Origin of the sequence: Nocardia rhizosphaerae (assembly GCF_042650365.1) — a bacterium.
Taxonomy (GTDB): domain Bacteria; phylum Actinomycetota; class Actinomycetes; order Mycobacteriales; family Mycobacteriaceae; genus Nocardia; species Nocardia rhizosphaerae.
Window position 1 is genome coordinate 363,129 of record NZ_JBHSBA010000014.1, and the last position, 23,778, is coordinate 386,906.

General features: G+C 69.9%; 25 protein-coding genes. 18 read left to right on the forward strand and 7 right to left on the reverse strand.

Features of this window, described 5'->3' with window-relative positions; all coding sequences use genetic code 11:
• Window positions 1-79 precede the first annotated feature (79 nt).
• Both ACFOW8_RS21950 and ACFOW8_RS21955 read left to right on the forward strand, forming a co-directional pair.
• On the forward strand, window positions 80-307 hold the full coding sequence (locus tag ACFOW8_RS21950; protein WP_378553094.1) for a hypothetical protein: 228 nt from the start codon (window positions 80-82) through the stop codon (window positions 305-307).
• 169 nt (window positions 308-476) lie between these two features.
• Complete coding sequence (locus ACFOW8_RS21955; protein ID WP_378553096.1) at window positions 477-701, forward strand: hypothetical protein; 225 nt, start codon at window positions 477-479, stop codon at window positions 699-701.
• Window positions 702-802: 101 nt separating this feature from the next.
• Here ACFOW8_RS21955 and ACFOW8_RS21960 read toward each other — a convergent pair whose 3' ends face one another.
• The gene (locus ACFOW8_RS21960; protein ID WP_378553098.1) at window positions 803-2,308 is read right to left on the reverse strand and encodes a hypothetical protein; all 1,506 of its coding nucleotides are present in this window, start codon (window positions 2,306-2,308) and stop codon (window positions 803-805) included.
• The gene (locus ACFOW8_RS21965; RefSeq protein WP_378553100.1) at window positions 2,295-2,675 is read right to left on the reverse strand and encodes a hypothetical protein; all 381 of its coding nucleotides are present in this window, start codon (window positions 2,673-2,675) and stop codon (window positions 2,295-2,297) included. Before ACFOW8_RS21965 ends, ACFOW8_RS21960 begins: the two co-directional genes overlap by 14 nt.
• 286 nt (window positions 2,676-2,961) lie before the next feature.
• Here ACFOW8_RS21965 and hrcA point away from each other — a divergent pair, with 286 nt between their 5' ends.
• The 9 genes from hrcA to ACFOW8_RS22010 all read left to right on the forward strand — a co-directional run bounded on the left by hrcA (window position 2,962) and on the right by ACFOW8_RS22010 (window position 13,384).
• Window positions 2,962-3,996 carry a heat-inducible transcriptional repressor HrcA gene (gene hrcA, locus ACFOW8_RS21970; protein WP_378553102.1) on the forward strand — a complete coding sequence of 345 codons (1,035 nt, stop codon included), beginning with the start codon at window positions 2,962-2,964 and terminating at the stop codon, window positions 3,994-3,996.
• A 131-nt stretch (window positions 3,997-4,127) separates the two neighbouring features.
• On the forward strand, window positions 4,128-5,282 hold the full coding sequence (gene dnaJ, locus ACFOW8_RS21975; RefSeq protein WP_378553104.1) for a molecular chaperone DnaJ: 1,155 nt from the start codon (window positions 4,128-4,130) through the stop codon (window positions 5,280-5,282).
• 4 nt (window positions 5,283-5,286) lie between these two features.
• The gene (locus ACFOW8_RS21980) at window positions 5,287-6,027 is read left to right on the forward strand and encodes a 16S rRNA (uracil(1498)-N(3))-methyltransferase (protein WP_378553106.1); all 741 of its coding nucleotides are present in this window, start codon (window positions 5,287-5,289) and stop codon (window positions 6,025-6,027) included.
• Window positions 6,028-6,213: 186 nt separating this feature from the next.
• On the forward strand, window positions 6,214-7,275 hold the full coding sequence (locus tag ACFOW8_RS21985; protein ID WP_378553194.1) for a PhoH family protein: 1,062 nt from the start codon (window positions 6,214-6,216) through the stop codon (window positions 7,273-7,275).
• A gap of 63 nt (window positions 7,276-7,338) precedes the next feature.
• Window positions 7,339-7,893, forward strand: coding sequence for an rRNA maturation RNase YbeY (gene ybeY, locus ACFOW8_RS21990; RefSeq protein WP_378553107.1), 555 nt, complete (start codon window positions 7,339-7,341; stop codon window positions 7,891-7,893).
• Between the two features lie 50 nt (window positions 7,894-7,943).
• Window positions 7,944-9,236: a hemolysin family protein gene (locus ACFOW8_RS21995; protein WP_378553196.1), complete on the forward strand. Its 1,293-nt coding sequence runs from the start codon at window positions 7,944-7,946 to the stop codon at window positions 9,234-9,236.
• Complete coding sequence (locus tag ACFOW8_RS22000; protein WP_378553110.1) at window positions 9,229-9,564, forward strand: cytidine deaminase; 336 nt, start codon at window positions 9,229-9,231, stop codon at window positions 9,562-9,564. The genes ACFOW8_RS21995 and ACFOW8_RS22000 overlap by 8 nt, the downstream gene beginning before the upstream one ends.
• Window positions 9,557-10,462 carry a GTPase Era gene (gene era, locus ACFOW8_RS22005; protein WP_378553113.1) on the forward strand — a complete coding sequence of 302 codons (906 nt, stop codon included), beginning with the start codon at window positions 9,557-9,559 and terminating at the stop codon, window positions 10,460-10,462. Before ACFOW8_RS22000 ends, era begins: the two co-directional genes overlap by 8 nt.
• A 90-nt stretch (window positions 10,463-10,552) precedes the next feature.
• Window positions 10,553-13,384 (forward strand): ABC transporter substrate-binding protein, encoded by a 2,832-nt coding sequence (locus ACFOW8_RS22010; RefSeq protein ID WP_378553115.1) that lies wholly within the window; start codon window positions 10,553-10,555, stop codon window positions 13,382-13,384.
• A 3-nt stretch (window positions 13,385-13,387) separates the two neighbouring features.
• Here the strand turns inward: ACFOW8_RS22010 and ACFOW8_RS22015 are convergent, their stop codons facing one another.
• On the reverse strand, window positions 13,388-14,815 hold the full coding sequence (locus tag ACFOW8_RS22015; RefSeq protein WP_378553116.1) for an amidase: 1,428 nt from the start codon (window positions 14,813-14,815) through the stop codon (window positions 13,388-13,390).
• Between the two features lie 149 nt (window positions 14,816-14,964).
• On the opposite strand from ACFOW8_RS22015, the gene ACFOW8_RS22020 reads away from it, so the two are divergent.
• The 5 genes from ACFOW8_RS22020 to ACFOW8_RS22040 all read left to right on the forward strand — a co-directional run bounded on the left by ACFOW8_RS22020 (window position 14,965) and on the right by ACFOW8_RS22040 (window position 18,623).
• Entirely contained in the window at window positions 14,965-15,831 is an 867-nt protein-coding gene (locus ACFOW8_RS22020) for an alpha/beta fold hydrolase (protein ID WP_378553118.1), read from the forward strand.
• On the forward strand, window positions 15,818-16,420 hold the full coding sequence (locus ACFOW8_RS22025) for a TetR/AcrR family transcriptional regulator (protein ID WP_378553120.1): 603 nt from the start codon (window positions 15,818-15,820) through the stop codon (window positions 16,418-16,420). Before ACFOW8_RS22020 ends, ACFOW8_RS22025 begins: the two co-directional genes overlap by 14 nt.
• A gap of 105 nt (window positions 16,421-16,525) precedes the next feature.
• The gene (gene recO / locus ACFOW8_RS22030) at window positions 16,526-17,293 is read left to right on the forward strand and encodes a DNA repair protein RecO (RefSeq protein WP_378553121.1); all 768 of its coding nucleotides are present in this window, start codon (window positions 16,526-16,528) and stop codon (window positions 17,291-17,293) included.
• 89 nt (window positions 17,294-17,382) lie between these two features.
• On the forward strand, window positions 17,383-18,195 hold the full coding sequence (locus ACFOW8_RS22035) for an isoprenyl transferase (RefSeq protein WP_378553123.1): 813 nt from the start codon (window positions 17,383-17,385) through the stop codon (window positions 18,193-18,195).
• A gap of 74 nt (window positions 18,196-18,269) precedes the next feature.
• Window positions 18,270-18,623, forward strand: a complete 354-nt coding sequence (locus ACFOW8_RS22040) for a YbjN domain-containing protein (RefSeq protein WP_378553198.1) — start codon at window positions 18,270-18,272, stop codon at window positions 18,621-18,623.
• Window positions 18,624-18,626: 3 nt separating this feature from the next.
• Here ACFOW8_RS22040 and ACFOW8_RS22045 read toward each other — a convergent pair whose 3' ends face one another.
• Together ACFOW8_RS22045 and ACFOW8_RS22050 are read right to left on the reverse strand one after the other, a co-directional pair.
• The gene (locus ACFOW8_RS22045) at window positions 18,627-19,370 is read right to left on the reverse strand and encodes an LGFP repeat-containing protein (RefSeq protein WP_378553125.1); all 744 of its coding nucleotides are present in this window, start codon (window positions 19,368-19,370) and stop codon (window positions 18,627-18,629) included.
• Between the two features lie 105 nt (window positions 19,371-19,475).
• Window positions 19,476-20,084, reverse strand: coding sequence for a TetR/AcrR family transcriptional regulator (locus tag ACFOW8_RS22050; protein ID WP_378553128.1), 609 nt, complete (start codon window positions 20,082-20,084; stop codon window positions 19,476-19,478).
• Window positions 20,085-20,186: 102 nt separating this feature from the next.
• On the opposite strand from ACFOW8_RS22050, the gene ACFOW8_RS22055 reads away from it, so the two are divergent.
• Window positions 20,187-21,167: a hypothetical protein gene (locus tag ACFOW8_RS22055; protein ID WP_378553130.1), complete on the forward strand. Its 981-nt coding sequence runs from the start codon at window positions 20,187-20,189 to the stop codon at window positions 21,165-21,167.
• A 58-nt stretch (window positions 21,168-21,225) separates the two neighbouring features.
• On the opposite strand, the gene ACFOW8_RS22060 is transcribed toward ACFOW8_RS22055, so the two are convergent.
• Together ACFOW8_RS22060 and ACFOW8_RS22065 are read right to left on the reverse strand one after the other, a co-directional pair.
• Entirely contained in the window at window positions 21,226-22,419 is a 1,194-nt protein-coding gene (locus tag ACFOW8_RS22060; RefSeq protein ID WP_378553132.1) for a lipid-transfer protein, read from the reverse strand.
• Window positions 22,412-22,858, reverse strand: a complete 447-nt coding sequence (locus ACFOW8_RS22065) for a Zn-ribbon domain-containing OB-fold protein (RefSeq protein ID WP_378553134.1) — start codon at window positions 22,856-22,858, stop codon at window positions 22,412-22,414. The genes ACFOW8_RS22060 and ACFOW8_RS22065 overlap by 8 nt, the downstream gene beginning before the upstream one ends.
• 124 nt (window positions 22,859-22,982) lie before the next feature.
• Between ACFOW8_RS22065 and ACFOW8_RS22070 the strand changes: the two genes are divergently transcribed.
• A complete protein-coding gene (locus tag ACFOW8_RS22070) occupies window positions 22,983-23,741 on the forward strand; it encodes a hypothetical protein (protein ID WP_378553136.1) in 759 nt (252 codons plus the stop codon).
• Window positions 23,742-23,778 lie beyond the last annotated feature (37 nt).

The following is a 23,778-nucleotide window of genomic DNA, read 5'->3' on the forward strand; positions in this document are numbered from 1 at the left end:
TGCGCTGAGCAGAGTGGAGGAATTCGTTCGCCAACGGCCGGGTGTCCACCGAGCGGCGGGCGTTCCTGCCGTGGCCTGGTTGCGGGACTTGCGCGCGGAGTGGCGCACGATTCTGGACGGGCTCGACGATGCCGCGCTTGGCGCGGATTCGGGATACCCGTGGCCGGCCGATGCCGGATTGACGGTGGCGCATCTGGTCTCCTGGGTCGATGCCGAACTGATGAAGAACGTGGCCGAGATCGGCCAGCTGCGGATGCTGCGGGGAGTTCGGCCGAGATTGATTCGTGATCCGAATTCCCACTGCTGAGCGGGTGCGCGTCACCTGGATAAATGCCGGGGTCAGCGCCCGGATTTCGAGTGATGCACACCTCACTGCGGCGGATGCGCACCGGGGTGGCGAAACAGAACTTTCCCGGGGTTCGGGGCCGGAGATAACGATTGGGGGCGTAGGCTTCGGCTCGATCCTAGGGAGCTATATGTCCACCGAACGGCACATCACCCTCGTCAACGAGCAGAGCGAATTCGCGGAAGCGCGTTCCGCGGAGAAGGCGGAGAACGCGCGGCAGTGCGCGGTCGCCGCCCGCACGGTCGCGTCGCACGCCACCGACGCCGACGACTGCGTATCGCTGCTGGCGATGCTCGGCCTCGACGCCCTCGCGGGCAAACAGGTCGGCGCCGCCCAGCCCGCCGTCCGCGGCTAGCGGATACTCGGCCGCCCACCCTGGGCGGCCGAGGTCGGCGGTCGGTCGGAACGGCTACCCTGCTCGTAGCCTGTCAGGCACCGAGCCGCTGTGTCGCGCCCCTACGGCGGTTCGCCACCGATCACACCTCCGATCACCGTCGGCCGTCGATCGTCGAGCAAGGCTTCGGTATTCGCCTGGGTGATCAGATAGTCCGGAATCCCGCGCTCGGCATCAGGTTCCGGCGCGCAGCCGATTCCCGACGGCACCGCATAGTGGAACAGCCGGTCGACCATCCGCACCGGCGCTCCCGGTGGTGCGCCGGCACCGATCACCGGCCCCGCCGCACCCGGCACGCTCCGACCGTCACCTGGTCGGACCGAGTCACCTGGTCGCATCGGGTCGCCGACGGTTGCTGGATCACCTGTTCGTGTTGAACTGCCCGGCCTCGCTAGGTCGTTGACCAGCCCGGGAACGCGAGGCTGGCCAATGCGGTTCTGCTGGGCCGGATCGCCTGGCCACGCCGGGTCACCTTGGCGCGCGGAGTCACCCGGCGGTGTCGAGCCGTTGCGACGCGCTGTGTCGTCTGGCCGGGCCCGATCGCCCGCTCGTGCCGCGTCGCCGACCTGTGACCACACGCCGCGCGGGCCGGCTCCGGGTGGTTCCTTCCACGATGAGCCTGCGGCGCCGGCCGATCCTTCGCGGGGAGATGGTGCCGGATTGTCGGTGGTCGAAGGGACTGTCGCCGAATGCGCAGCCGGGATGAATCCGCTCGGGAGACGTCCGTGGTCGTCCGCGTTCGACCGGACCGACGCGGTGGCGGTCTGGCCGACCTGTTCCGCCGGTTTCGTCGCACCGTCCGCCTCGGTGCCAGAACCGCCTGCGACCGAGCGAGCTATCCGGGCGGGGTCCTGGGGCGATGAGTCGTCGATGGACGGTGCAGGCGGGCCCAGGCCTGGCGGATCGGTCGCGAGGCCGACGCTACGCGCCGTGCCGTCGGCGGATGTCCCCGAGACCGCGGCATCACCCGAGCTCGCCAGGGCGACACCGCGTGGCGACCCGAGTTCGGCCGTCGGCGCACCCGGCTCGCGTGTTCCCCACTCCCTGTATGGCAGGTCGAGGGAGTGAACAGGCATGGGTAACAAGGGAATCCGGTGATCGATCGCCCTGAACGGTCGCACATATCGCTCGTGCATCGCCACCCGCGCCTCCTCCAGCGCTGCCGCCTGTCTGCCGTGTGCCTCCGCGTCGGCGGGGCCGGTGGCGACGGGCAGTTCCGGGACAGCATGCTTGGTCGCCACGATCGCCTCGGCCGCCGCCGTGACCAAGCCGGGGAGTTCGGCCAGTGCGATGGCCAGCGCTCGCGCCCCGGCCAGGTAGGCATCGACCGCGGCTTCCATCGCTTCCGCGCTCGCCCCGGACCATGCCACCGCCGATGCCTCGCAGAGGTCCCGCTCGAAGGCGGTGAGGCCGGTCGACCAGCGCGCGGCGATCCGGGCGAACGTGTCGGCCATGGCGATGGCATCGGTGACCTCCAGTGTCGCGAAGGCCTCGGCGATCTCCCGGTGCCGCCACGCGTTGGCGTTCTCGCCGCCGCCGCGAATGCCCGGCGGCTCATACCCGGACATGACGGTCCGCCACTGGAACATCCTGTACTGCAGCGGCATTCAGGTGTCGCGCCCATTCCTCGTCGGCTCGGATGAGCTGATTCGATGCCTGCCGGTACGCCCGCCGGAGATCGGTGACGAACCGGGCGTGGGCCGCCATCACCGCGCCGATACTGTTGCTGCCGCCATCAGCCTTGGCGCGCAAACGAGCCACCACGGCCCGGCCGGAGATCAGCCGGGCGTCGCGCTCCCCGAGCCCCCAGTGCTCGTGCCCGGCAATCTGCCCGGCCAGTACCACGATCTCCTCGATCACCCGGAGAAACTCCGCACACCCTCGATCGAAACCGGCGAACTCCACCGGCCGCACCGCCACTCCGGCCTTGTCCATCGCATGCCCCCTCGCGTTCGTCCGAAAACCACTGGTGAACAGCAGAATCAAGGCCGAACGTACGCCGCGGGCCGCGCCGCGGCCAGCCCTGATCGGCCGCCTGTGGACAACTCGCGGCCTGTGGACAACTCGCCCTCCCCGGCGACAACGCGCGCGGGCGATCCGGGACCGGACAATTAGACTGGACAACGAGACGCTGCGGGCATCCGCGTGCGAGTCTGTGCGGCGAACACAGCGACACACGCGGGCCGATGACGTACCCGGCACGAGCGAGGAGGTGGGGTCGATGGCGTCGAGCACCGAGGATCGGCGGTTCGAGGTCCTGCGAGCGATCGTGGCGGACTATGTGGCCACCAAGGAACCGATCGGCTCCAAGTCGCTCGTGGAACGGCACAATCTGGGTGTATCCAGCGCGACCATCCGCAACGACATGGCCGTGCTGGAGGCGGAGGGATACATCACCCAACCGCACACCAGTTCCGGCCGCATCCCCACCGACAAGGGCTATCGCGAGTTCGTCGACCGGATCGCCGAGGTGAAGCCGCTCTCGGGTGCCGAACGACGCGCGATCATGGAGTTCCTGGAATCCGGCGTCGACCTCGACGATGTGCTGCGCCGAGGAGTGCGCCTGCTGGCCCAGCTCACCCGGCAGGTCGCGGTGGTCCAGTACCCGACCGTGTCGGCGTCGATCGTGCGCCACATCGAGGTCGTCGCGCTCAATCCGGCCCGCCTGCTGCTGGTGGTGATCACCGACACCGGCCGCGTCGACCAGCGGATCGTCGATCTGGGCGCGGTGATCTCCGACGACGATCTCGCCGCGGTGCGCGGACTGCTCGGCGGTGCGATGGACGGCAAACTGCTGTCGGTGGCCAGCGCGGCGGTGGCCGGGCTGCCCGAACAGGCGCCTGCCAAGATCCGGGACGTGCTGGTCCGTGTCTCGACCGTGCTGGTGGAAACCCTGGTCGAGCATCCGGAGGAACGACTCGTGCTCGGTGGTACCGCCAACCTCACCCGCAATGTGGCCGATTTCGGCTTCCCCGGCTCGCTGCGCACCGTGCTCGAGGCGCTGGAGGAGCAGGTCATCGTGCTGAAACTGCTCGCGGCAGCGCAGCAGCCCGGGCGGGTGATGGTGCAGATCGGCGAGGAGACCCAGGTCGAGCAGATGCGCGGTACCTCGGTCGTATCCACCGGCTACGGTGCCGCGGGCGCGGTGCTCGGGGGCATGGGTGTGCTCGGACCGACCAGGATGGACTACCCGGGCACGATGGCATCGGTGGCCACCGTGGCCAGGTACATCGGTGAGGTGCTCGCGGAAAGGTGACGGGCGCGCCGGGAACGGTGCACCCCGCACTGTTAGAGTCGATACTTCGGCCGGTAAAGTTGAGTCGATTCGACTAAAGGATGCGCCCGGCGCTCGGCTGGACCACAGCGACCAAGGACTAGAGAACTCAAGTGGCACGGGATTACTACGGACTGCTCGGCGTCGGCAAGAACGCCACCGACCAGGAGCTCAAGCGCGCCTACCGCAAACTGGCCCGCGAACTGCACCCCGACGTGAACCCGGACGAGGCCGCCCAGGCCAAGTTCAAGGAAGTTTCCACCGCCTACGAGGTGCTGACCGATCCGGAGAAGCGCCGCATCGTCGACCTCGGCGGCGACCCGCTCGAAAACGGTGGCGGCGGTGCCGGATTCAGCGGGGCAGGCTTCGGCGGCCTCGGCGACGTGTTCGAAGCCTTCTTCGGCGGCATGAGCGGCCAGGGCGGCGGCGCGCGCAAGCCGCGCGGCCGGGTGCAGCCCGGTGCCGACTCGCTGATCCGCACCCGGTTGAGCCTGGCCGAATGCGCGGTCGGTGTCACCAAGCACCTCACCGTCGACACCGCGATCCTGTGTGACATCTGCCACGGCGCCGGTACCAACGGCAACTCCAAGCCGGTGCGCTGCGAGACCTGCGACGGCGCGGGTGAGGTGCAGTCGGTGCAGCGGTCGTTCCTCGGCCAGGTGCTCACCTCGCGTCCGTGCCCCACCTGCCGCGGCGCCGGCGAGACCATCCCTGACCCCTGCCACAAGTGCGGCGGCGACGGCCGGGTGCGCGCGCGTCGCGAGATTGCCGCGCCGATTCCGGCCGGCGTGGCCAACGGCATGCGGGTGCGGCTGGCGGCACAGGGTGAGGTCGGTCCGGGTGGCGGCCATGCCGGTGACCTCTACGTGGAGGTCGTCGAGCAGCCGCACGACACCTTCGTCCGCGACGGCGACGACCTGCACTGCACCGTCCGGGTGCCGATGGTCGACGCGATCCTGGGCACCACGGTCGTCGTCGACACGATCCTCGACGGCCCGACCGAGCTGACCATCGGGGCGGGTACCCAGCCCGGCGAGGTCATCCAGCTGCGCGCCCACGGCATGCCCCGGCTGCGCTCGGGTGCCCGCGGCGACCTGCTCGCCCACCTCGACATCGTGGTGCCGACCAAACTCGACGGCAAGCAGACCGACCTGCTGCGCAAGTTCAAGGGCATGCGCGACAAGGACCGCGCCGAGGTGATGTCGGCCCAGTCCGAGCACAACAGCGGCCTGTTCGCCCGGTTGCGCGCCTCCTTCAGCGGACGCTGACCTGGTGGCCGCGACGGTCTTCTACCTCGACGAGGTCCCCGAACCGGGCGCCATCGCGGTCCTCGACGGGCCGGAGGGCAGGCACGCGGCCACCGTCCGCCGGATCCGAGTGGGCGAGCCGATCACCCTGTCCGACGGTCGAGGGGTGCTCGCCGAGTCGGAAGTCGTCGCAGCCGAGAAGGACCGGCTCGAGCTGGCGGTGCGCGATCGGCGACGTGCCGAACCGGTGACGCCGACGGTGACGGTGGTGCAGGCACTACCCAAGTCGGACCGCTCCGAACTCGCGGTGGAACTGATGACCGAGGCAGGCGCCGACCGGATCGTCCCGTGGCAGGCCGCGCGCTGTGTGGCGAACTGGGAAGCCAAGGCCGCCAAGGGGATCGAGAAGTGGCGGGCGGCGGCCAAATCGGCGGCCCGGCAGTCCAGGCGGCCTTACATTCCCGACATCGCCGACCTGCACCGCACCCGCGACCTGCTCGAGCTGGTACGAGAGGCCAAGGCGGACGGCGCGATCATCGCCGCGCTGCACGAATCGGGCACCGGGAAGTTCACCGAACTGCCGCTGGCACGGACCGCCGAGGTGGTGCTGATCGTCGGTCCTGAGGGCGGACTCGACGATGTCGAGTTGACCGCGCTGGCCGAGGCGGGCGCCGACGTCGTGCTGCTCGGCCCCACCGTGCTGCGCACCTCGACGGCCGCCGCGGTGGCCCTCGGCGCGCTCGGTGCGCTCACCACGCGCTGGTAGTCCGGCCGCGACCCGCGATCACCGCCGGATCGCGGTTCGGCCGAGCCCGCCGTTATATCGCTGGGCGGTGTCGGTGCCGAGGGTTAAACTGGGCTCATCGAACACACAGTCGAGACCGGAAGCAGGCTATAGCCACTTTTGAAGAACTCAGGCGAGATCGGCGACCCCACCAACCCCGTATCAGGCATCGGCGCAGGCGGTAACAGCGCGGGTCCCGCGGCGCGAACAGTGCGTTCCAGCATCGAACTCGCCCCGGAGTCTGTGTTCCCGTTCCTCGGTTCCGCCGATCAGAACCTCCGTCAGCTGGAGAAACTGCTCCCGGCCGACATCCATGTCCGCGGCAACACCGTCACCATCACCGGCAAGGCGGCCGAGGTGGCCCTGGCCGAACGCGTGATCGAGCAGCTCGTCGCGCTCACCGGCCGCAATCGGGTGATCACCCCCGAAGCCGTCCGGCACACCGTCTCCATGCTCACCGAGGGCGTGGCCGAATCGCCCGCCGAGGTGCTGAGCCTGGACATCCTGTCCCGGCGCGGCAAGACCATCCGGCCCAAGACGCTGAACCAGAAGCGCTACGTCGACGCGATCGACGCCAACACCATCGTGTTCGGCATCGGTCCCGCCGGTACCGGCAAGACCTACCTGGCCATGGCCAAGGCGGTGCAGGCGCTGCAGTCCAAGCAGGTCACCCGCATCATCCTGACCAGGCCCGCGGTCGAGGCCGGTGAGCGGCTCGGCTTCCTGCCCGGCACGCTCAACGACAAGATCGACCCGTACCTGCGGCCGCTCTACGACGCGCTGCACGACATGATGGACCCGGAAGCGATTCCCAAACTGCTCGCCTCCGGCGTCATCGAGGTCGCTCCGCTGGCGTACATGCGTGGCCGTAGCCTCAATGATTCGTTCATCATCCTCGACGAGGCGCAGAACACCACGGCCGAGCAGATGAAGATGTTCCTGACCCGCCTCGGCTTCGGCTCGAAGATGGTGGTCACCGGTGACATCTCCCAGGTCGACCTGCCCAATGGGCAGCGCTCGGGCCTGCGGGCGGCGGCGGAGATCCTCACCGAGATCGACGACATCCACTTCTCGGAGCTCACCAGCGCCGATGTGGTGCGGCACCGGCTGGTGTCCGACATCGTCGACGCCTACGACCGGTACGAATCCGACACCCGCGCGGTGCCGGGCCCGCACTACCCGGGCAACCGTGCGCAGCGGCGTGCGGCCGGTCGGGCAAACCGCGGGTAACTCACGCCACGCTGCCCCGATGCCGCTCCCGGCGGGATATGGGCAGCACCGTACCCTGAACAGGTGAGCATCGAGATCGCCAACGAATCGGGCATGGACGTCCCGGAAGAAGACCTGGTCAGCGTGGCACGGTTCGTGATCGGCCGGATGGACGTTCATCCGGCCGCCGAGCTGTCGATGGTGCTCGTCGATCTCGACACCATGGCCGACCTGCATGTGCGCTGGATGGATCTGCCCGGCCCCACCGATGTGATGTCCTTCCCGATGGACGAGCTGGAGCCGGGTGGGCGCCCCGACAGTCCCGAACCCGGCCCGTCGATGCTCGGCGACATCGTGCTCTGCCCGGAGTTCGCCATGGGCCAGGCCCAGAAGGCGGGCCATTCGCTCGACCACGAACTGGCGCTGCTCACCGTGCACGGCGTGCTCCACCTGCTCGGCTACGACCATGCCGAGCCGGAGGAGGAGAAGGAGATGTTCGCGCTGCAGGCCCAGCTGCTCGAAGAGTGGTATGTGAGCCTGCGCGAGGAACAGCGCCGCGCCGAACTCGCCGAACGTGATGCCCGGTTGCTCGGCAAGGCGGGCTTCGCCGCACCGGGTGACGCACTGGGTCCGGCGTGAATGTGCTGATCCAGATCCTGCTGGCGATCGCGCTGATCGGCCTCGGCGGGATGTTCGCGGCGATCGACTCGGCATTGAACACGGTCTCGCGGGCCCGGCTCGACGATATGGTCCGCGAGGAACGCTCAGGGGCGGCGCGGCTGCGCACGATCGTGGACGACCGGCCGCGCTATGTGAACCTCATGGTGCTGCTGCGCATCCTGTGCGAGATCAGCGCCACCGTGCTGCTCGCCGCCGCGACCATGCAGTTGTGGCGCACCGGTCCGGCACTGCTGGTCACCGCCGCGGTCATGGTGGTGGTCTCCTATGTCGTGATCGGGGTCGGGCCGCGCACCCTCGGCCGTCAGCACGCCTACTCGATCGCGCTCGGTGCCGCGGTGCCGATGCAGATCATCGGCGCGGTGCTGAGCCCCGTGAGCAGGCTGCTGATCCTGCTCGGCAACGCGATCACCCCCGGTAAGGGCTTCCGCAATGGCCCCTTCGCCTCCGAGATCGAGCTGCGCGAGGTGGTCGACATGGCCAGGGAGCGCGGGGTGGTGGCCGACGACGAACGCCGGATGATCCAGTCCGTCTTCGAACTCGGTGACACCGCGGCCCGCGCCGTGATGGTGCCGCGCACCGAGATGGTGTGGATCGAGCACGACAAGACCGCCGCGCAGGCGATGTCGCTCGCGGTGCGATCCGGGCACTCGCGGATCCCGGTGATCGGCGAGAACGTCGACGACGTGCTCGGCGTCGTCTACCTGAAAGACCTTGTGCCCTATGCCGATCGCAGCCGCAAGGTGACCGTGCGCGAGGTGATGCGGCCCGCGGTGTTCGTGCCCGACTCCAAGACCCTCGATCATCTGCTCGACGAGATGCAGCGCCGCCGCAATCACATGGCGCTGCTGGTCGACGAGTACGGCGGCATCGCCGGTCTGGTGACGATCGAGGACGTGCTGGAGGAGATCGTCGGCGAGATCGCCGACGAATACGACACCGACGAGACCCCGCCGGTGGAAGACCTCGGCGACGGGCGTTTCCGGGTCTCGGCCCGACTGTCGGTGGAGGATCTCGGCGAGCTGTACGGGCTCGATATCGAAGACGAGGACGTCGACACCGTCGGCGGTCTGCTCGCGCACGAGCTGGGCCGTGTGCCGCTGCCCGGTTCGAAGGTGACCGTGTACGGGCTGGTGCTGCGCGGCGAGGGCGGTGCGGACGCGCGTGGCCGGATGCGGGTGAACACCGTCCTGGTGCGCCGCGCCCCCGACAAAGAGAAGAAGAAGGACAAGGCGCGCAACGGTGACAGCGCCGAGCCCGCCGCGGTGCATGTGCCCGACGACAACGGAGAAGCCGATGAGTGAACTGGACGCCGAGGACAACAAGCTGCTGGTGCTGGCGCGCGGCGCGCTCGGGCGCACCGGCGGCGCGAGCGGTGCCGCGGTGCGCGACACCGACGGTCGTACCTATGCCGCCGGCGCGGTGACGCTCACCGCCCTGCGGCTCACCGCGCTGCAGGCCGCGGTGGCCGCCGCGATCTCGAGTGGCGCCGAGGGTTTCGAGGCGGCCGTGGTGGTCGGCGGTGACACCGAGGACGCCGGGATCGCCGCGATCCATGAGGTTTCGCCTGCGGCCGCGGTGATCCGCACCGACCGCGCCGGTGCTGTGCTGAGCGAGGTGCGCGGTGGCTGAATCCGAATTCCGGTCTGGTTTCGTCTGTTTCGTCGGCCGCCCGAACACCGGCAAATCCACCCTCACCAACGCGCTGGTTGGTACCAAGATCGCGATCACGTCCTCGCGACCGCAGACCACCCGGCACACCATCCGCGGCATCGTGCACCGCGAGCACGCCCAGCTGATCCTGGTGGACACACCTGGCCTGCACCGGCCGCGCACGCTGCTCGGCCAGCGGCTCAACGATCTCGTGCGCGATACCTACTCCGAGGTCGACGTGATCGCCGTGTGTATCCCGGCCGACGAGAAGATCGGGCCGGGCGACCGCTGGATCGTCGAGCAGATCAAGTTGATGGCACCGAAGACCACTGTGATCGGGGTGGTGACCAAGATCGACAAGGTGAGCCGGGATCAGGTGGCGCACCAGCTGATGGCGGTCTCGGAGCTGCTCGGCCCAGCGGCCGAGGTGGTCCCGGTCTCGGCGGTGAAGGGCGAACAGGTCGAGGTGCTCGTCGATGTGATCGCGTCGAAGATGCCGGAGGGTCCGGCGTTCTATCCCGATGGCGAGATCACCGACGAGCCGGAGGAAACCCTCATGGCCGAGCTGATCCGCGAGGCCGCGCTCGAGGGGGTGCGCGACGAACTGCCGCACTCACTGGCCGTGGTGATCGAGGAGATCCAGCCCTACGAGGCCAACGAGGACATGCTGGAGGTGCACGCCCTGCTGTATGTCGAGCGACCGAGTCAGAAGGCGATCATCATCGGCCGCAACGGTTCCCGGCTCAAGGAGGTCGGTACCAGCGCGCGCAAGCAGATCGAGCACATCCTCGGCACCAGGATCTATCTGAACCTGCACGTCAAGGTGGCCAAGGACTGGCAGCGCGACCCGAAACAGCTGGGGAAGCTGGGCTTTTGACCGTTTGAGTCCCGGCGGTACGGGGTATCGTTCGGCGAATACGCCGTCTGCTCGGCGAGTTCGCTGTTTCGCCCCGGGGAGGCCGTCGAAGTGCCCGATGCCAATGATGTCGGCAAGCTGCTGGAGTTGCTGCGGGCTCTCGAGATTCCCGACGCCAAACCGCGTGTGCTGCGCACGATGTTGCGGGGGCGGCACACGTTGCCGCGCCCGATCGTCGAACTGGTCGGGGTGTCGGGGCATTCCCGGCTGGTCGGCGAGCTGTACAGCTGGCTCAGCGAATCGGGTGGCCGCCGCGCCACGCCGCGTGCCAAGGTCGACCTGCGATCACCCGATCTGCCGCGCACCGCGCTGACACCGGACTTCAGCGCGGTCAGCCCGCACGACGAGGAGGAGCTCGCCGGGCACTGCCTGCCGATCATCCAGCAGCTCGTCGCCGGGTTCGCCACCGACGACACGGCGATGGGCGCGATCAAGTTCCCGCGCTACCGCACCGCCGACTGGCTGACCCGCCAGCGCGTCACCAGCGACGAATCCGAGGCACCCGACGAACTGCGCCGCAGGCTGCCCAAGCTGCTGCGCAGCGGATCGCCGGCCAGCCGCTCCGATACCGCGGAAGGCATTGCCGGCGACACGATCTCGCGGGTGGTCTTCGGGGTCCTTGCGCTGTGGCCGGTGCTGCGGCTGTGGCTGTGGGTATCGGGGCGAATCCCAGGTATGTCGAAGGTGACCAGGTGGTTCCTGCACCAGCGTTATCTCGCGCCCGAACTGTCGGGCAGCTTCCTCGGATTCGCGTCCAGGCTCACCGCGTCGCATCGGGTCGACGAGAACGAGGAACAGGTCGCCAAGCTGCTGATCCACGCGTTCCTCGAGGACCTGCGCGATGCCTACCGGCGCCGGATCTGGCGGCCGTCGAGCTGGCGGCGCACCGCCTATCCGGTGGCGCTGCTCGGCGGCCTCTCCGAGGGTGGCGACGGGGCGCGCATCCTCACCTGGATCAACGAGATCCGCAACGAGACCGGGCATTTCGATCCACTGGTGGTAGTGGCCTTCCGCGAGGAGGGGCCGCACCGCGAGGTGGGGGAGCTGTCGCACGTGGGTGAGCTGCGCGCGCTGCGCACCCTGGAGAGCATCGCCGACGCCCCGACCAGCCAGCCGCCGGACCCGCTGCAGACCTGGGTCCGCGAGATCGAGAACCGCCGGACACACCGGCAGACCGACGCCTGGTTCCTGCCGCTGCGCGCCCTGCTGCCCGCCGACACCCCGCCACACATCGGTGACCCGCGCTTCCGCGGCCTCGCCCTGCCACCTGCCCCACCGATGGCGGCGCGCAGCTGGTTCGTCGGGCTGTGCGTGCTGATCCCGATCGCGCTCGCCGCCGCGGCCGCGCTGGTGTACTTCCCGCCGTTGCGCGGGGCGCCGTGCTCGCAGTGGCCGTGGACGGGCGGTGTCGCGGTGAGCCTGCGCGACGGGGAATGCGTCGGGTACAGCGACAATCCACGGCAGATCTTCGCCGACGACCCCGAACTCACCGCGATGCAGCGCGAGGTCTTCCGGCTCAATGCCGCCGCGGCGCTGGCCCGCGAGTCCAACCCGAACCGGCCGCTGGTCTCGCTGGTGTACTTCGCCGGTCTCAGCTATGCCGACACCAATGTGCGCTACCCGCACGCGCAGGTCGAGGAGCTGGCCGGGCTCGCCGTGCAGCAGCGGCGCGCGCTGCTGGCCTCCGACGAGTCCGAGCCGTTGCTTCGGGTCGTCATCGCCAACGGCGGGACTGACATGCGCGCGGCGAGCTGGGTGGTCGAGCACCAGCTGCGGCCGCTGGTGGCCGATGATCCGAGTGTGCTCGGCGTCGTCGGCATCGACCGCAGCACCGACGAGACGCGCCGCGCGATCACCCGGCTCGGGGAACTCGGGGTGCCCGCGGTGGCGACGACGCTGTCCGCCGACGGTCTCGATCAGGCCTCGCCGCTGTATTTCCAGGCGGCGCCGAGCAATTCCGTGCAGGCCAGGCTGATCGCCGACTACGCGCAGGGCGCCCGCGCTGCCGACGGGACACCCCGCTACGACAAGGTGGCGATCTATCATCCCGAGGCCGAGGACGATCTCTACGTCACCACGCTGGTGACGGATCTGCAGACCGAACTCACCGACCGCGGCATCGCCCACGAGAGCGCGAGCTGGCGCGAGCAGCAGCAGCTCTACCGGTTCCCCGCCCCGTGCGAGACCGCGGGCTTCGACCGCGGCACCCTGCTGTTCTTCGCCGGTCGCAACGACGATTTCCCCACTTTCGCCAAGGCGGTGAGCCGGGGTTGTCTCAGCGGTGACGGTCCGGCAATCCTCGGCAACGACGCGGTGACCAGGCTGATCACCGATCCACGGGCGACCGCGGCGTTGCCGGCCAACCTGACCGTGCGCTACGTGTCGAAGGCGGCGCCGGTGATGCTCGGCGGCGCCGACTGCGTCGAGGGGATCGGGAAACTCGGTGATCAGCCGGTGCCGTTCGAGCACGAGCAGCTCTGTGTGGAGCTGGCCCGGCTGATCGAGGACCTGCGCGGCTACCCGGAGCTCGACGACTACCGCCCCACCTGGGCCGGTGACCGCACCGGACTGGCGTTCGACGTGAGCGGGTTGTTCCTGCAGGCCGTGCGCAGCAGTCGCGGGGTGCTGGCGGACCTGCCGCCCAACCGGACCGCCATCGCGGTGCAGCTGCGCGAGAGCGACTATCGCGGCGTCACCGGCACCCTCGGCTTCTCGACCCGACGGGTCGCCGACGGGTCGACGATCGCGATTCTGGTCACCACCGCCGTCGGAGGGGGTGGACCGCAGCGCTGCCTGCTGATGTACCCCAGGGTGCCGGGGGAGGACGGCTGCCCACCCGGGACCAAGAGCACGCTCGAAGGCTGGCGCGAACCGGGCCGGTAGCGCTCACCACCAGGGTGTCGGCCGGTCGCGGTCCCAGCGCCGCTCCGACTCCAGTTGCGCGGCCAGCGCGATCAGCATCGGCTCGCTGTCGGCGGTACCCATCAGCTGCGCGCCGATCGGCAGGCCGGCCTCGGTGAAACCGGCGGGGACGTTGACGCTCGGCCAGCCGAGCACGTTCCACGGCCACGTGTACGGGCAGGCGCCGGTGATCAGGGCATTGGTCGCGCTGACGCCGATGCCGTCGATCTCCTCCGCGCCTGGCGCTGCGGTGGCGGTGGTAGGGGCGAGCACCACGTCGACATCGTCGAAGAACGAGCCGATCCGCCGGCGCAGCACCGGTTCCGCCATGCGGGCGGCGGTGAGCGCCGGGCCGTGCAGCAGCCTGCCGATCCTGGCGTTGGCGGTGGTGCGCGGGTCGACGACCGCCGCGGGCATCGCCCGGCGCACCCGGCTGATGCCGCCGAGCGAGCGCGGCAGGAAGCTCGCGCCGATCAACACGCCGTAGGGCAGATCGGCGACAGTGACCGTATGGCCGAGCGCGCGCAGGGTTTTCGCCAGGTCGTGCACGGCAGCCGCGATCTCGGGGTCCAGCGCTGTGCGGGTCGCGGTGAACGGAATCCCCAGCGACAGTGCGATTCTGAGCCTGCCCGGATCCCGGCCGACGGCGGCGCTCGCTTCGATCGGCGCCGGCGTGTGCAGATCGCCCGCGTGCGGACCGGCGGCCACGTCGAGCAACAGCGCGGCGTCGGCGACGGTACGCGCGAGTGGCCCGTTGACGGTGAGCCCGTAGAACGCCTCGGCGTGCGGCCAGGTGGAGATGCGGCCGCGCTGTGGTTTGATCCCGACCAGGTTGGTCCACGACGCGGGGATGCGCACCGAGCCCGCGCCGTCGGAACCGAGTGCGGCGGGGACGGTTCCGGCCGCGACCGCCGCGGCGGAGCCGCCCGACGAACCGCCGGGGGTGCGGGCGCGGTCCCATGGATTGCGGGTGTGGCCGAAGGCGTCGCCGCTGGTGAACGGCAGCTGGCCGAGTTCGCAGGTATTGGTCTTGCCCACGATCACCGCGCCCGCCGCGCGGAGCCTGCGCACCGATTCGGCGTCGCTGGTGGCGGGGGAGAGGTCGCCGCCGCAGCCGAACGCGGTCACCTCGCCGGCGATGTCGGTGTCGTCCTTGACCGCGATCGGGACCCCGAGCAGCGGCAGGCGTACCCCGGCGGCCAGCCGCGTGTCGGCCTCGGCGGCTTCGCGCAGGGCCGCCGTGCGCCGCACGACCCGGTACGCGTTGAGCGTCGGCTGGGACGCCTCGATCCGGTCCAGCGCCTCGGTGACCGCCGCGACCGAGGAGACGCGGCCGTCGGCGAGCGCGGCGGACAGTGCGGTGAGGCCGAGGTCGGCCGCGGAGTCCGGCGCGAGCCGGTCGGACACGGACATGTGAGCTCCATCTCTGCAGGTGATGGCTCGAAGGTAACCGTGAAGCTGGTCACCCGTCCACATACCCTGGGTGGATTTCTGGACTATAGACGTACATACGGTATGTATGTAACAGTGAGGTGCCCAGCATTCGACCAGGGGAGGACCCCATGGGAATCAGCTCAGCACTCGGCCCCGCCCACGAACGCACGCTCGTATCGGGGCGCCTGCGCTATCACGACATCGGCACCGGATCGCCGGTCGTCTTCGTCCACGGACTGCTCGTCAACGCCGATCTCTGGCGCGGTGTCGTGCCCGGCCTCGTCGCGGCCGGACACCGCTGTCTCACCCCGGACTGGCCACTCGGCGCGCACTCCATCCCGATGCCTGCGGCCGATCTGAGCCCGACCGGCATCGCCGATCTGATCGCCGAATTCCTCGACGCGCTCGACCTCACCGATGTCACCATCGTCGCCAACGACACCGGCGGCGCGCTCACCCAGATCCTGATGACCCGCCGTCCCGAGCGGATCGGCCGGGTCGTCCTCGCCGCCGTCGACTGCTACGAGATCTTCCCGCCGCGTCCATTCACCGCCCTGGTTCGGCTGGCGAGGATCCCCGGCGCGATCGCGCCGCTGCTCGCCCCGCTGCGCTGGCGGCCCATGCAGCGGCTGCCGCTGGCGTTCGGCTGGGTGACCAAACGCGCGCTGCCGCAGCAGATCGCGGCGTCCTACCTGGCACCGGCTCGTGGCGACGCCGCGATTCGCGCCGATCTGCGCCGGTTCGCCGCCGCCGTCGACCCCCGCGACACCATGGCCGCCGCCGGCCGTTTCGCCGAGGTGGAGCTGCCGGTGCTCGTCGTCTGGTCCACCGAGGACAAGCTGTTCCCGATGACGCTGGCCCGGCGCCTGGTTGCCGACCTGCCGCGAGCGAGCCTGCGCACCGTCGACGACTCCTACACCTTCATTCCCGAGGACCGGCCGGAGTTGCTCGCCGAACTCATCGTGGAGTTCACTCGGCTGCATGCAGCGCCGTAGTCAGGAGGATCGTTCCCGCACCACCCGCGCCGCGCTCGAGCAAGCAGGCCGCAGCCTGTTCGCCGAGCGCGGCTTCGCCGGTACCTCCGCGGAGCAGCTGGTGGCCGCCGCCGGTGTCACCCGCGGCGCCCTGCACCACCACTACGGCGACAAACGCGGACTGTTCCTCGCCGTGCTGGAACAGGTCGAGACCGAGGCCACCGCGGAGATCGCGGCCGCCGTCGCCACGATCGACTCCGACGACGTCGTCGCGGGCATGACCGCCGGCCTGGCCTGCTTCCTCGACATCTGCGCCCGCCCGCAGATGCTGCGCATCGTCCTGATGGACGCCCCGACCGTGCTCGGCTGGCCCGCCTTCCGCGAGTTCGAGGCCAAGCACGGCCTCGGCCTGATCACCGCCCAGCTGCAACGCGCCACCGACGCGGGCCTCATCCCGGCCGCGCCCGTCCCGGTGCTGGCTCAGCTGCTGCTCAGCGCCATCTCCGAGGCGGCCCTCATCGTCGCCCACGCGCAGGACCAGGATCAGGCGCGCGCGCAGGCCCAGCAATCCCTGCTCCTGCTCCTGGCGGGCCTGCTGCGGCAGAGCTGAGTCCGCCGACCGGCCCGGCGGCCGCAAGGCGCGTCGCCCGCGGCACGGGAGGCCGGCGGGGTGTGTCCGTACCGCGGTGTCGGGCCGACGTGGAAGACTGGGTGCGTGCGGTTGTATCGGGATGAGGCGGTGGTGGTCCGCCAGCACAAGCTGGGCGAGGCCGATCGCATCGTCACGCTGCTGACCAGGCAGCACGGGCTGGTCCGCGCGGTGGCCAAGGGAGTGCGGCGCACCAAGTCGAAATTCGGGGCGCGGCTCGAGCCGTTCGCCTATATCGACGTGCAGCTGCATCCTGGGCGCACGCTCGACGTCGTCACCCAGGTGACCACCGTCGAGGCGTTCGCCGCCGACATCATCGACGACTACGGCCGCTACACCACCGCCTGCGCCATCCTCGAGACCGCCGAACGCCTCGCGGGTGAGGAACGCGCCCCCGCGCCGAAACTGCACGCGCTCACCGCGAGCGCGCTGCGCGCCATCGCCGCCAAACAGCGCCCGCACGAACTGATCCTGGACGCGTACCTGTTGCGCGCCATGGGGTTCGCCGGCTGGGCGCCCGCGCTGGACGAATGCGCCCGGTGCGCCACGCCGGGTCCGCATCGCGCGTTCCATGTCGCGGCGGGCGGCGCGGTGTGTGTGCATTGCAGGCCGCCGGGGGCGAGTACCCCGGCCACCGGGGTACTCGATCTGCTCGTCGCCCTGTTGAAAGGGGAGTGGGACTACATCGCGGGTGTTCCCGACAACGTCCGCCGTCAGGCCAGTGGGCTGGTCGCCGCGCACCTGCAGTGGCACCTGGAGCGCCAGTTGCGCACCTTGCCGCTGATCGAACGGTCCGTCGTCGCCGCGGTGGACCGGCCTGTCGTCGCCGGCTGATCGCGCCGAGCCCGTCGTCCGCCGATCCAGCGAACAGCGGGTGCCCGGCACACCGCCCGCACTCGGGCATCCGATGGCCATCAGGCAGGATGGACGCCGTGATCCTGCGTCGTGACTCTCCCACCGCGAGCACCCCGGCCCGCACCATTCGCCCGCCGTCACCGCACCCCTCCGGTGCGCGACCGCCCGCGATCCCGCCGGAACTGGTGCCCAACCACGTGGCGCTGGTGATGGATGGCAACGGCCGCTGGGCGCAGGAACGTGGGCTGCCGCGCACCGCCGGTCACGAACGCGGCGAGGCCGTGCTGATGGACGCGGTCGAGGGGTGTATCGAGATCGGCGTCAGGTGGCTGTCGGCCTATGCCTTCTCCACCGAGAACTGGCGGCGCAGCCCCGACGAGGTGCGCTTCCTCATGGGCTTCAACCGCGACGTGATCCGCCGTCGCCGCGACGAGATGCACGAGATGGGCGTGCGGGTGCGCTGGGCTGGGCGCCGACCGCGGCTGTGGCGCAGCGTGATCAAGGAACTGGAGGTCGCCGAGGAGCTCACCGCGGACAACGACGTGATGACGCTGACCATGTGCGTCAACTACGGCGGCCGCGCCGAGATCGCCGATGCCGCACGGGAGATCGCGCGCCGGGTGGCGGCGGGGGAGATCGACCCGGAGAAGATCGACGAGGCCACCGTCGCGCGCTATCTCGACGAGCCGGACATGCCAGATGTGGATCTGTTCCTGCGGCCGTCGGGGGAGTACCGCAGCTCCAACTTCCTCATCTGGCAGGCCGCCTACGCCGAATTCGTCTACCAGGAAACGCTTTTCCCCGACTTCGACCGGCGTAACCTGTGGGACGCGTGCCTGGAATACGCCAAGCGCGACCGCCGCTTCGGCGGCACCAAATGAGCGACGGAGCCGACATGGACGCTGCGGTCACCCCGGAACTCGACCTGCAGGCCCGCACCGGTGCCTGCCTGCAGATGCAGGACATCGACGTCAGGGTGGACGAGGACGGTTCGCTCGGCTTCGAATACGACGGCGCGCTGTGCTCGATCCGTGCCGTCACCCTCGCGCCCGGTCTGACCGTGCTGTCGCTGACCTCGGTACTGGCCTGGGATCGCCCGCTGAAACCGCAGCTGCACAAGCGCGTCGCCGAACGCAACAACGAGATCCAGTTCGGTTCGGTCACCCTGATCGGGCGCGGCAAGCTCGGTGACGTGATTCTGCGCTACACCTTCCCTGCCGAGGGCCTCGACGACAGCGCCCTCACCACCATGCTGCTGCTCGCGCTGACCGGCGCGAGCAGGGCAAGGCAGGGCCTGCTCGCGCCGTAGGCGTCAGCGGGCGGGCTTCCAGGTGATCTTGCCGCCCTGGAAATCCTGGGCCTTGCCGCCCTGGTAGTCGTATTCGTCGCTGGTGGGGTAGCCGTAGCGGCCGGTCTCGGCGCCTGCGCGGATCCAGTCGGCCTGGATGCTGCCCCACACCGCGTGCGCGCCGGTCGCCGCGGACCAGTAGATGGCGCCGGTGGGGAACATGGAGTACTGGCCGTCGCCCTTGCCCGCCGCGGACACATCGCTGAGTGGGAAGCCGAGCGGGCTCGACTCCCAGCCGAGCGCGGCCCACTTGTCCCTGATCGGGCCGCTGATCTGATGCGCGCCGGTGCCGACGGACCAGTAGATCGAGCCCTTCTGGAAGTGATTGAACCGGCCAGCGCCGTTGGGGGTCGACTGTTCGCGGGTGACCGGATAGCCGAGCTTGCCCGATTCGTTGCCGTGCTCGGCGTACTTGTCCCTGATCTGCCCGGCGACGGTGTGCGCGTCGGTGTCGGGGTGCCAGTAGATGGCCGCGTTGTTGGCGAAGGTCTGGTACTTGCCGCCTGCGGCGGCGTCGGATTCGGGGGAGGTGGGGTCGCCGAGCGCGGCGCCGCCCGCCTGGTCGTATTCGGTCTCGATCGCGCCGCCCACCTCGAACTCGCCGATGACGCGCGCCTGTGCGGTGCCGGCGACGGCGGCGGGCAGGACAAGGGCGGCCGCGAGGGTGGCGAGCGCGCGAGAGCGACGGTGTCGATGGTGAATTGCCACAGGAAACTCCCTGGTCGAATCGTTTTTCGGCGTTTGCGGCGCTAGACCCCGACCGGCACCGCACCCGAACCTACCCGCTCGGCAGCGCGGGTAACAGTGAGCTTTCTAACCCCCGGTCGGTGGCCGGATGGACATCAGCACCTCGATACCGTGGGCGAAGGTACCTGGATCGGCGTCCTCGAGCAGCAGGTGCTGCAGCATGAAGCCGGGGAGCACACCGATGATCGCCTTGGCCAGCGCGTCCACGTCGGCGTCGGGGGCGATCCAGCCCAGGTCCCGGATCCGCACCGCGTATTCGCGCCACAGGTCGCGCATGCCCGCGATCGCCCGTCGGACCGGGATGCTCGCCTCGGGCTGGACCATCGCCAGCGCCCATGCCTGCGGGGCCAGCCGCAGCGGTCCGTCGGGTCCGCCCCGCTTGACGACTTCGGCCGTGATCTGCCGGACGACCTCGGCGGGGGTCGGCGCGGGGTCGGCGCGGATGATCTCGGCCATGCGTCCACGGAGCGGGGTCATCGTCTCCAGGATCAGCGCGAAGATGATGTCGTTCTTGCCGGGGAAATAGCGGTAGACCGCGCCCGCGGACAACCCGGACTCGGCGAATACGTCCTGCATGGATGTCTCGTGGAAGCCCTTGCGGGTGAAGCAGCGCTGGGCGGCCTCGAGGATCTGCTGCCGACGGCGTTCCAGGTGTTCCTCGCTGACTCTGGGCATGCACCAAAAATAAAACGAATATCCGTTCTTGACAAGCGAGTGTGGCGGGTGCGACGGTGGAGCCATCAAAAAGAACGAACATTCGCTTTAAGGGAGAATGTCATGTCGATCACCCGACGCGCAGTCGCACTCGGTGTCGCGGCCACCCTGCTGCAGGCGCTGCTCCTGATCGCCTTCGCCTGGCCCGCGGTCAATCTCGCGCCACGCGATCTGCCCATCGCGGTCAGCGGACCGCAGGCCACTCAGCTCACCGCCCAGCTCCAGCAGCGCAGCCAGGAAGCCTTCGAGATCACCACCGTCGCCGACGCGGACGCGGCCCGCGCCGCGCTGGCCGATCGGGAGATCTACGGCGCGATCGTCACCGGCGACGGGGCGCCGCGGGTGCTGGTCGCCTCCGCCGCCTCACCGGCCGTCGCCCAGCAGCTCACCGCGCTGGCACAGCAGCTCGGCGGTACCCCCGCCACGCCGGTACAGGATGTGATCGCCACCGACCCCGACGACCCGCGCGGCGCCGGATTCGGTTCGATGGTGCTGCCGCTGGTCATGTCGGGTCTCGCCGCCGGTGTGCTGATCAGCCTGCTGATCCCGGCCGTCGGCGCCCGCTTGATCGGGTTGTGCACCTTCGCGGTGGCGGGCGGTCTGCTCAGTACGCTGGTGTTCCACACCTGGCTCTCGATCGTGCCCGGCTCCTACCTCGCGCTGTCCGTCATCGCGGGGCTGTCGTCCTTCGCCGTCGCCGTGACCGTCGTCGGCCTCGCCGCCGTGCTTGGGCGCCCCGGGATCGGCATCGGCGCGATCACCATGCTGCTCGTCGGCAACCCCTTCTCGGCAGCCACCTCGGCCCCCGAACTCCTGCCGCAGCCGTGGGGCACCCTCGGCCAGCTGCTTCCGCCCGGCGCCGCCGCGTCGCTGCTGCGCTCGGTCGCCTACTTCGACAGGGCCGGTGCGCTCACCCCGCTCGCGGTGCTGCTCGGCTGGTCGGCCGCCGGTGTGATCCTGCTCGGGGTGGGAGCGCTGCGCTCCCGTCGGCAGGCAGGCGCCACCACCACCACCGCCACCGCGGGGGTCGCGGTCGCGGCCTGACCCGACCGAGAACGCGAAAACCCGGGCATGGCCCGGGTTTTCGCGTGTGTGCGGTGAGTCAGCGGGTGGCGATGAGGGCCGAACCGTGACCGAACAAGCCCTGGTTCACCGCGATGCCCGCACGGGCATCGGTCACCTGCCTGCCGTCGGCCTGGCCGCGCAACTGCCAGGTGAGCTCGCAGACCTGGGCGATCGCCTGCGCGGGGATCGCCTCTCCGAAGCAGGCCAGACCGCCGCTCGGGTTGACCGGGACGCGGCCGCCCAGGGTGGTCGCGCCGCTGCGCAGCAGGTCCTCCGCGCCGCCGGGCTCGCACAGCCCGATGTCCTCGTACCAGTCCAGCTCCAATGCGGTGGACAGGTCGTAGACCTCGGCGAACGACAGCTCGTCCGGGCCGAGGCCCGCCTCATCGTAGGCCGCGCGGGCGAGGTCCGAACGGAACGGGCGCTCCGGCGGCGCTACCGCCACGGCGGAGTCGGTCGCGAAATCCGGCAGGTCGAGCACGGTCTTCGGGAAGGTGGGGGTCACCGTAGACAAGGCCCTGATCCGGACCGGCTCGGTAATGCCGTGCTTGCGCGCGTAGTCCATCGAGGTGAGCACGACGGCGGCGCCGCCGTCGCTGGTCGCGCAGATGTCGAGCAGCCGCAGCGGGTCGGACACGATCGCCGAGGCGGCGACCTCCGCGGCCGAGACCTCCTTGCGATAGCGGGCATACGGGTTGTTCAGGCCGTGCCTGGCGTTCTTCACCTTGACCGCGGCGAAATCGTCGAGCGTTGCCCCGTGCAGCGCCATCCGCCTGCGGGCGTACAGCGCGAAGTAGATCGGGTTGGTCGCGCCGAGCAGGTGGAAACGCAGCCAATCCGGGTCCTCGCGGCGTTCCCCGCCGACCGGCTGGAAGAACCCTTTCGGCGTGGTGTCGGCGCCGATCACCAGGGCCACGTCGGTCAGTCCGGCCAGGATCTGCGCGCGGGCGTTGGCGATGGCCTGGGCACCGGAGGCGCAGGCCGCGTAACTGCTCGAGATCCGCGCTCCCGACCAGCCGAGAGCCTGGGCGAAGGTCGCCCCTGCCACGAAGCCGGGGTAGCCGTTGCGGATGGTGTCGGCACCGGCGATGTAGCCGACGTCGCGGTGGTCGATCCCCGCGTCGGCCAGCGCCGCGCGCGCCGCGACCAGGCCGTACTCGACGAAATTGCGGCCCCACTTGCCCCACTGGTGCATGCCCGCACCGAGCACTGCGATATCGCGATCAGGCATCGACGGGCCTCCACATCCACACCGTGTGTTCGGCGTCCTCGTCCTCGTAGAGCACGCCGACGGTCAGTTCGACCGGCATGCCGACGGCCAGGTCCTCGACGGTGACACCGCGTACCACCTGCCCGAGGATCACCATCTGCTCGACCTCGAGCTCCACCGCCGCGACGATGTAGGGCTCGAACGGATCGGGCGAGACGTACGGCGGCGGTGGCTGGTATCTGGCGTCGGCGTACGACCAGATCCGGCCGCGGGTGGAGAACTGGTAGTCGACGAGTTCGGAGCCGTCCTTGGGCGCTGCGCACTGCGGATTGCGGCAGGCGAGGGTGTTGCGCGGGAAGTACGGAGTGCCGCACCCCTCACAGCGACTTCCCAGTAGGCATACCGCGCCGTCCTCCGCAGTGAACCAGCCTGCTACCGCGGGGCGTTGTTCTTTCTGCACCAGGCCGACGATATAGGAACACGTTCTATTTTGGTGGCGAAATCCGCACCTCCAGGGCACGGCGGGCATTACGGTGAGTCCGGATACCACCGGGGCGAGTACCCCGAGCCGTTCTGGAGGACCGATGGGCGCCGCCGCCGTTGACCCGCGGACGATCTGCAACGTCACCCTCGTCGGTGACCCCGACGAGACCACCCGCCTGCGCCGTCGCCTGTACCACGGCGGCGCCCGCTCCGGCCCGCTCAGGTGGCGAGCCGGTGGCGTCGAGCACACGATTCACCTCGCCGAACTGTCCAGCCGGGCGCCGATCGCCGACCTCGCGCGCGCGGTCCGGGTCGCCCACGGCGTGGTCGCGGTGGTCCCCGCCGCCGTGCGGCGCGCACCACGGCTCGAGTCGATCCTGCGGATGGCCGACGATTATCAAGTCGCCCGCCTCGGCCTGATCACCGGACTCGACCACGCCGCCGCCGACTTCGCGGGCCGGGTCCGCGCGATCGCAGGCATCCGCGGCGCCGTTCCGCTGGTCCTGCACAGCCCGATGGGGACCGGCGCCGATTTCGCCGGCGTGATCGACCTGATCTCGATGTGGGACCTCGCGCCGATGGCGCACGAGTTCTTCGGCAGCCATTGGCAACTCGCCGAACAGCGCTACCGTGAGCTGGTCGCCGCGGCCTTCGACCACGACGACACGCCCACCCCTCCGATTCCGGCCCTCGACCTGGCCGATCGTGTTCGCCACCTCACCCACCTCGGCGAAGCCGTTCCCGTGCTCTGCGACCCGGCCCCCGCCACCGACGACCTCGCGCCCCTGCTGAACGCGATCGTCGCCTACCTCCCGTCGCCGCTGCACGTCTGCCAACCCGAACACACCCTCGACAGCTGAGTGATCGGAATCGGCCCGCTCGCGTCGGTGGCGCGCA

Bases quoted from the DNA above. Each gene is read 5' to 3' on its own strand.
- ACFOW8_RS21955 (WP_378553096.1), top strand. From the start codon at position 477: ATGTCCACCGAACGGCACATCACCCTCGTCAACGAGCAGAGCGAATTC.
- ACFOW8_RS21960 (WP_378553098.1), bottom strand. From the start codon at position 2,308: ATGTCCGGGTATGAGCCGCCGGGCATTCGCGGCGGCGGCGAGAACGCC.
- ACFOW8_RS21965 (WP_378553100.1), bottom strand. From the start codon at position 2,675: ATGGACAAGGCCGGAGTGGCGGTGCGGCCGGTGGAGTTCGCCGGTTTC.
- hrcA (WP_378553102.1), top strand. From the start codon at position 2,962: ATGGCGTCGAGCACCGAGGATCGGCGGTTCGAGGTCCTGCGAGCGATC.
- ACFOW8_RS21995 (WP_378553196.1), top strand. From the start codon at position 7,944: ATGTTCGCGGCGATCGACTCGGCATTGAACACGGTCTCGCGGGCCCGG.
- ACFOW8_RS22000 (WP_378553110.1), top strand. From the start codon at position 9,229: ATGAGTGAACTGGACGCCGAGGACAACAAGCTGCTGGTGCTGGCGCGC.
- ACFOW8_RS22015 (WP_378553116.1), bottom strand. From the start codon at position 14,815: ATGTCCGTGTCCGACCGGCTCGCGCCGGACTCCGCGGCCGACCTCGGC.
- ACFOW8_RS22020 (WP_378553118.1), top strand. From the start codon at position 14,965: ATGGGAATCAGCTCAGCACTCGGCCCCGCCCACGAACGCACGCTCGTA.
- ACFOW8_RS22025 (WP_378553120.1), top strand. From the start codon at position 15,818: ATGCAGCGCCGTAGTCAGGAGGATCGTTCCCGCACCACCCGCGCCGCG.
- ACFOW8_RS22035 (WP_378553123.1), top strand. From the start codon at position 17,383: ATGGACGCCGTGATCCTGCGTCGTGACTCTCCCACCGCGAGCACCCCG.
- ACFOW8_RS22040 (WP_378553198.1), top strand. From the start codon at position 18,270: ATGCAGGACATCGACGTCAGGGTGGACGAGGACGGTTCGCTCGGCTTC.
- ACFOW8_RS22050 (WP_378553128.1), bottom strand. From the start codon at position 20,084: ATGCCCAGAGTCAGCGAGGAACACCTGGAACGCCGTCGGCAGCAGATC.
- ACFOW8_RS22055 (WP_378553130.1), top strand. From the start codon at position 20,187: ATGTCGATCACCCGACGCGCAGTCGCACTCGGTGTCGCGGCCACCCTG.
- ACFOW8_RS22060 (WP_378553132.1), bottom strand. From the start codon at position 22,419: ATGCCTGATCGCGATATCGCAGTGCTCGGTGCGGGCATGCACCAGTGG.
- ACFOW8_RS22070 (WP_378553136.1), top strand. From the start codon at position 22,983: ATGGGCGCCGCCGCCGTTGACCCGCGGACGATCTGCAACGTCACCCTC.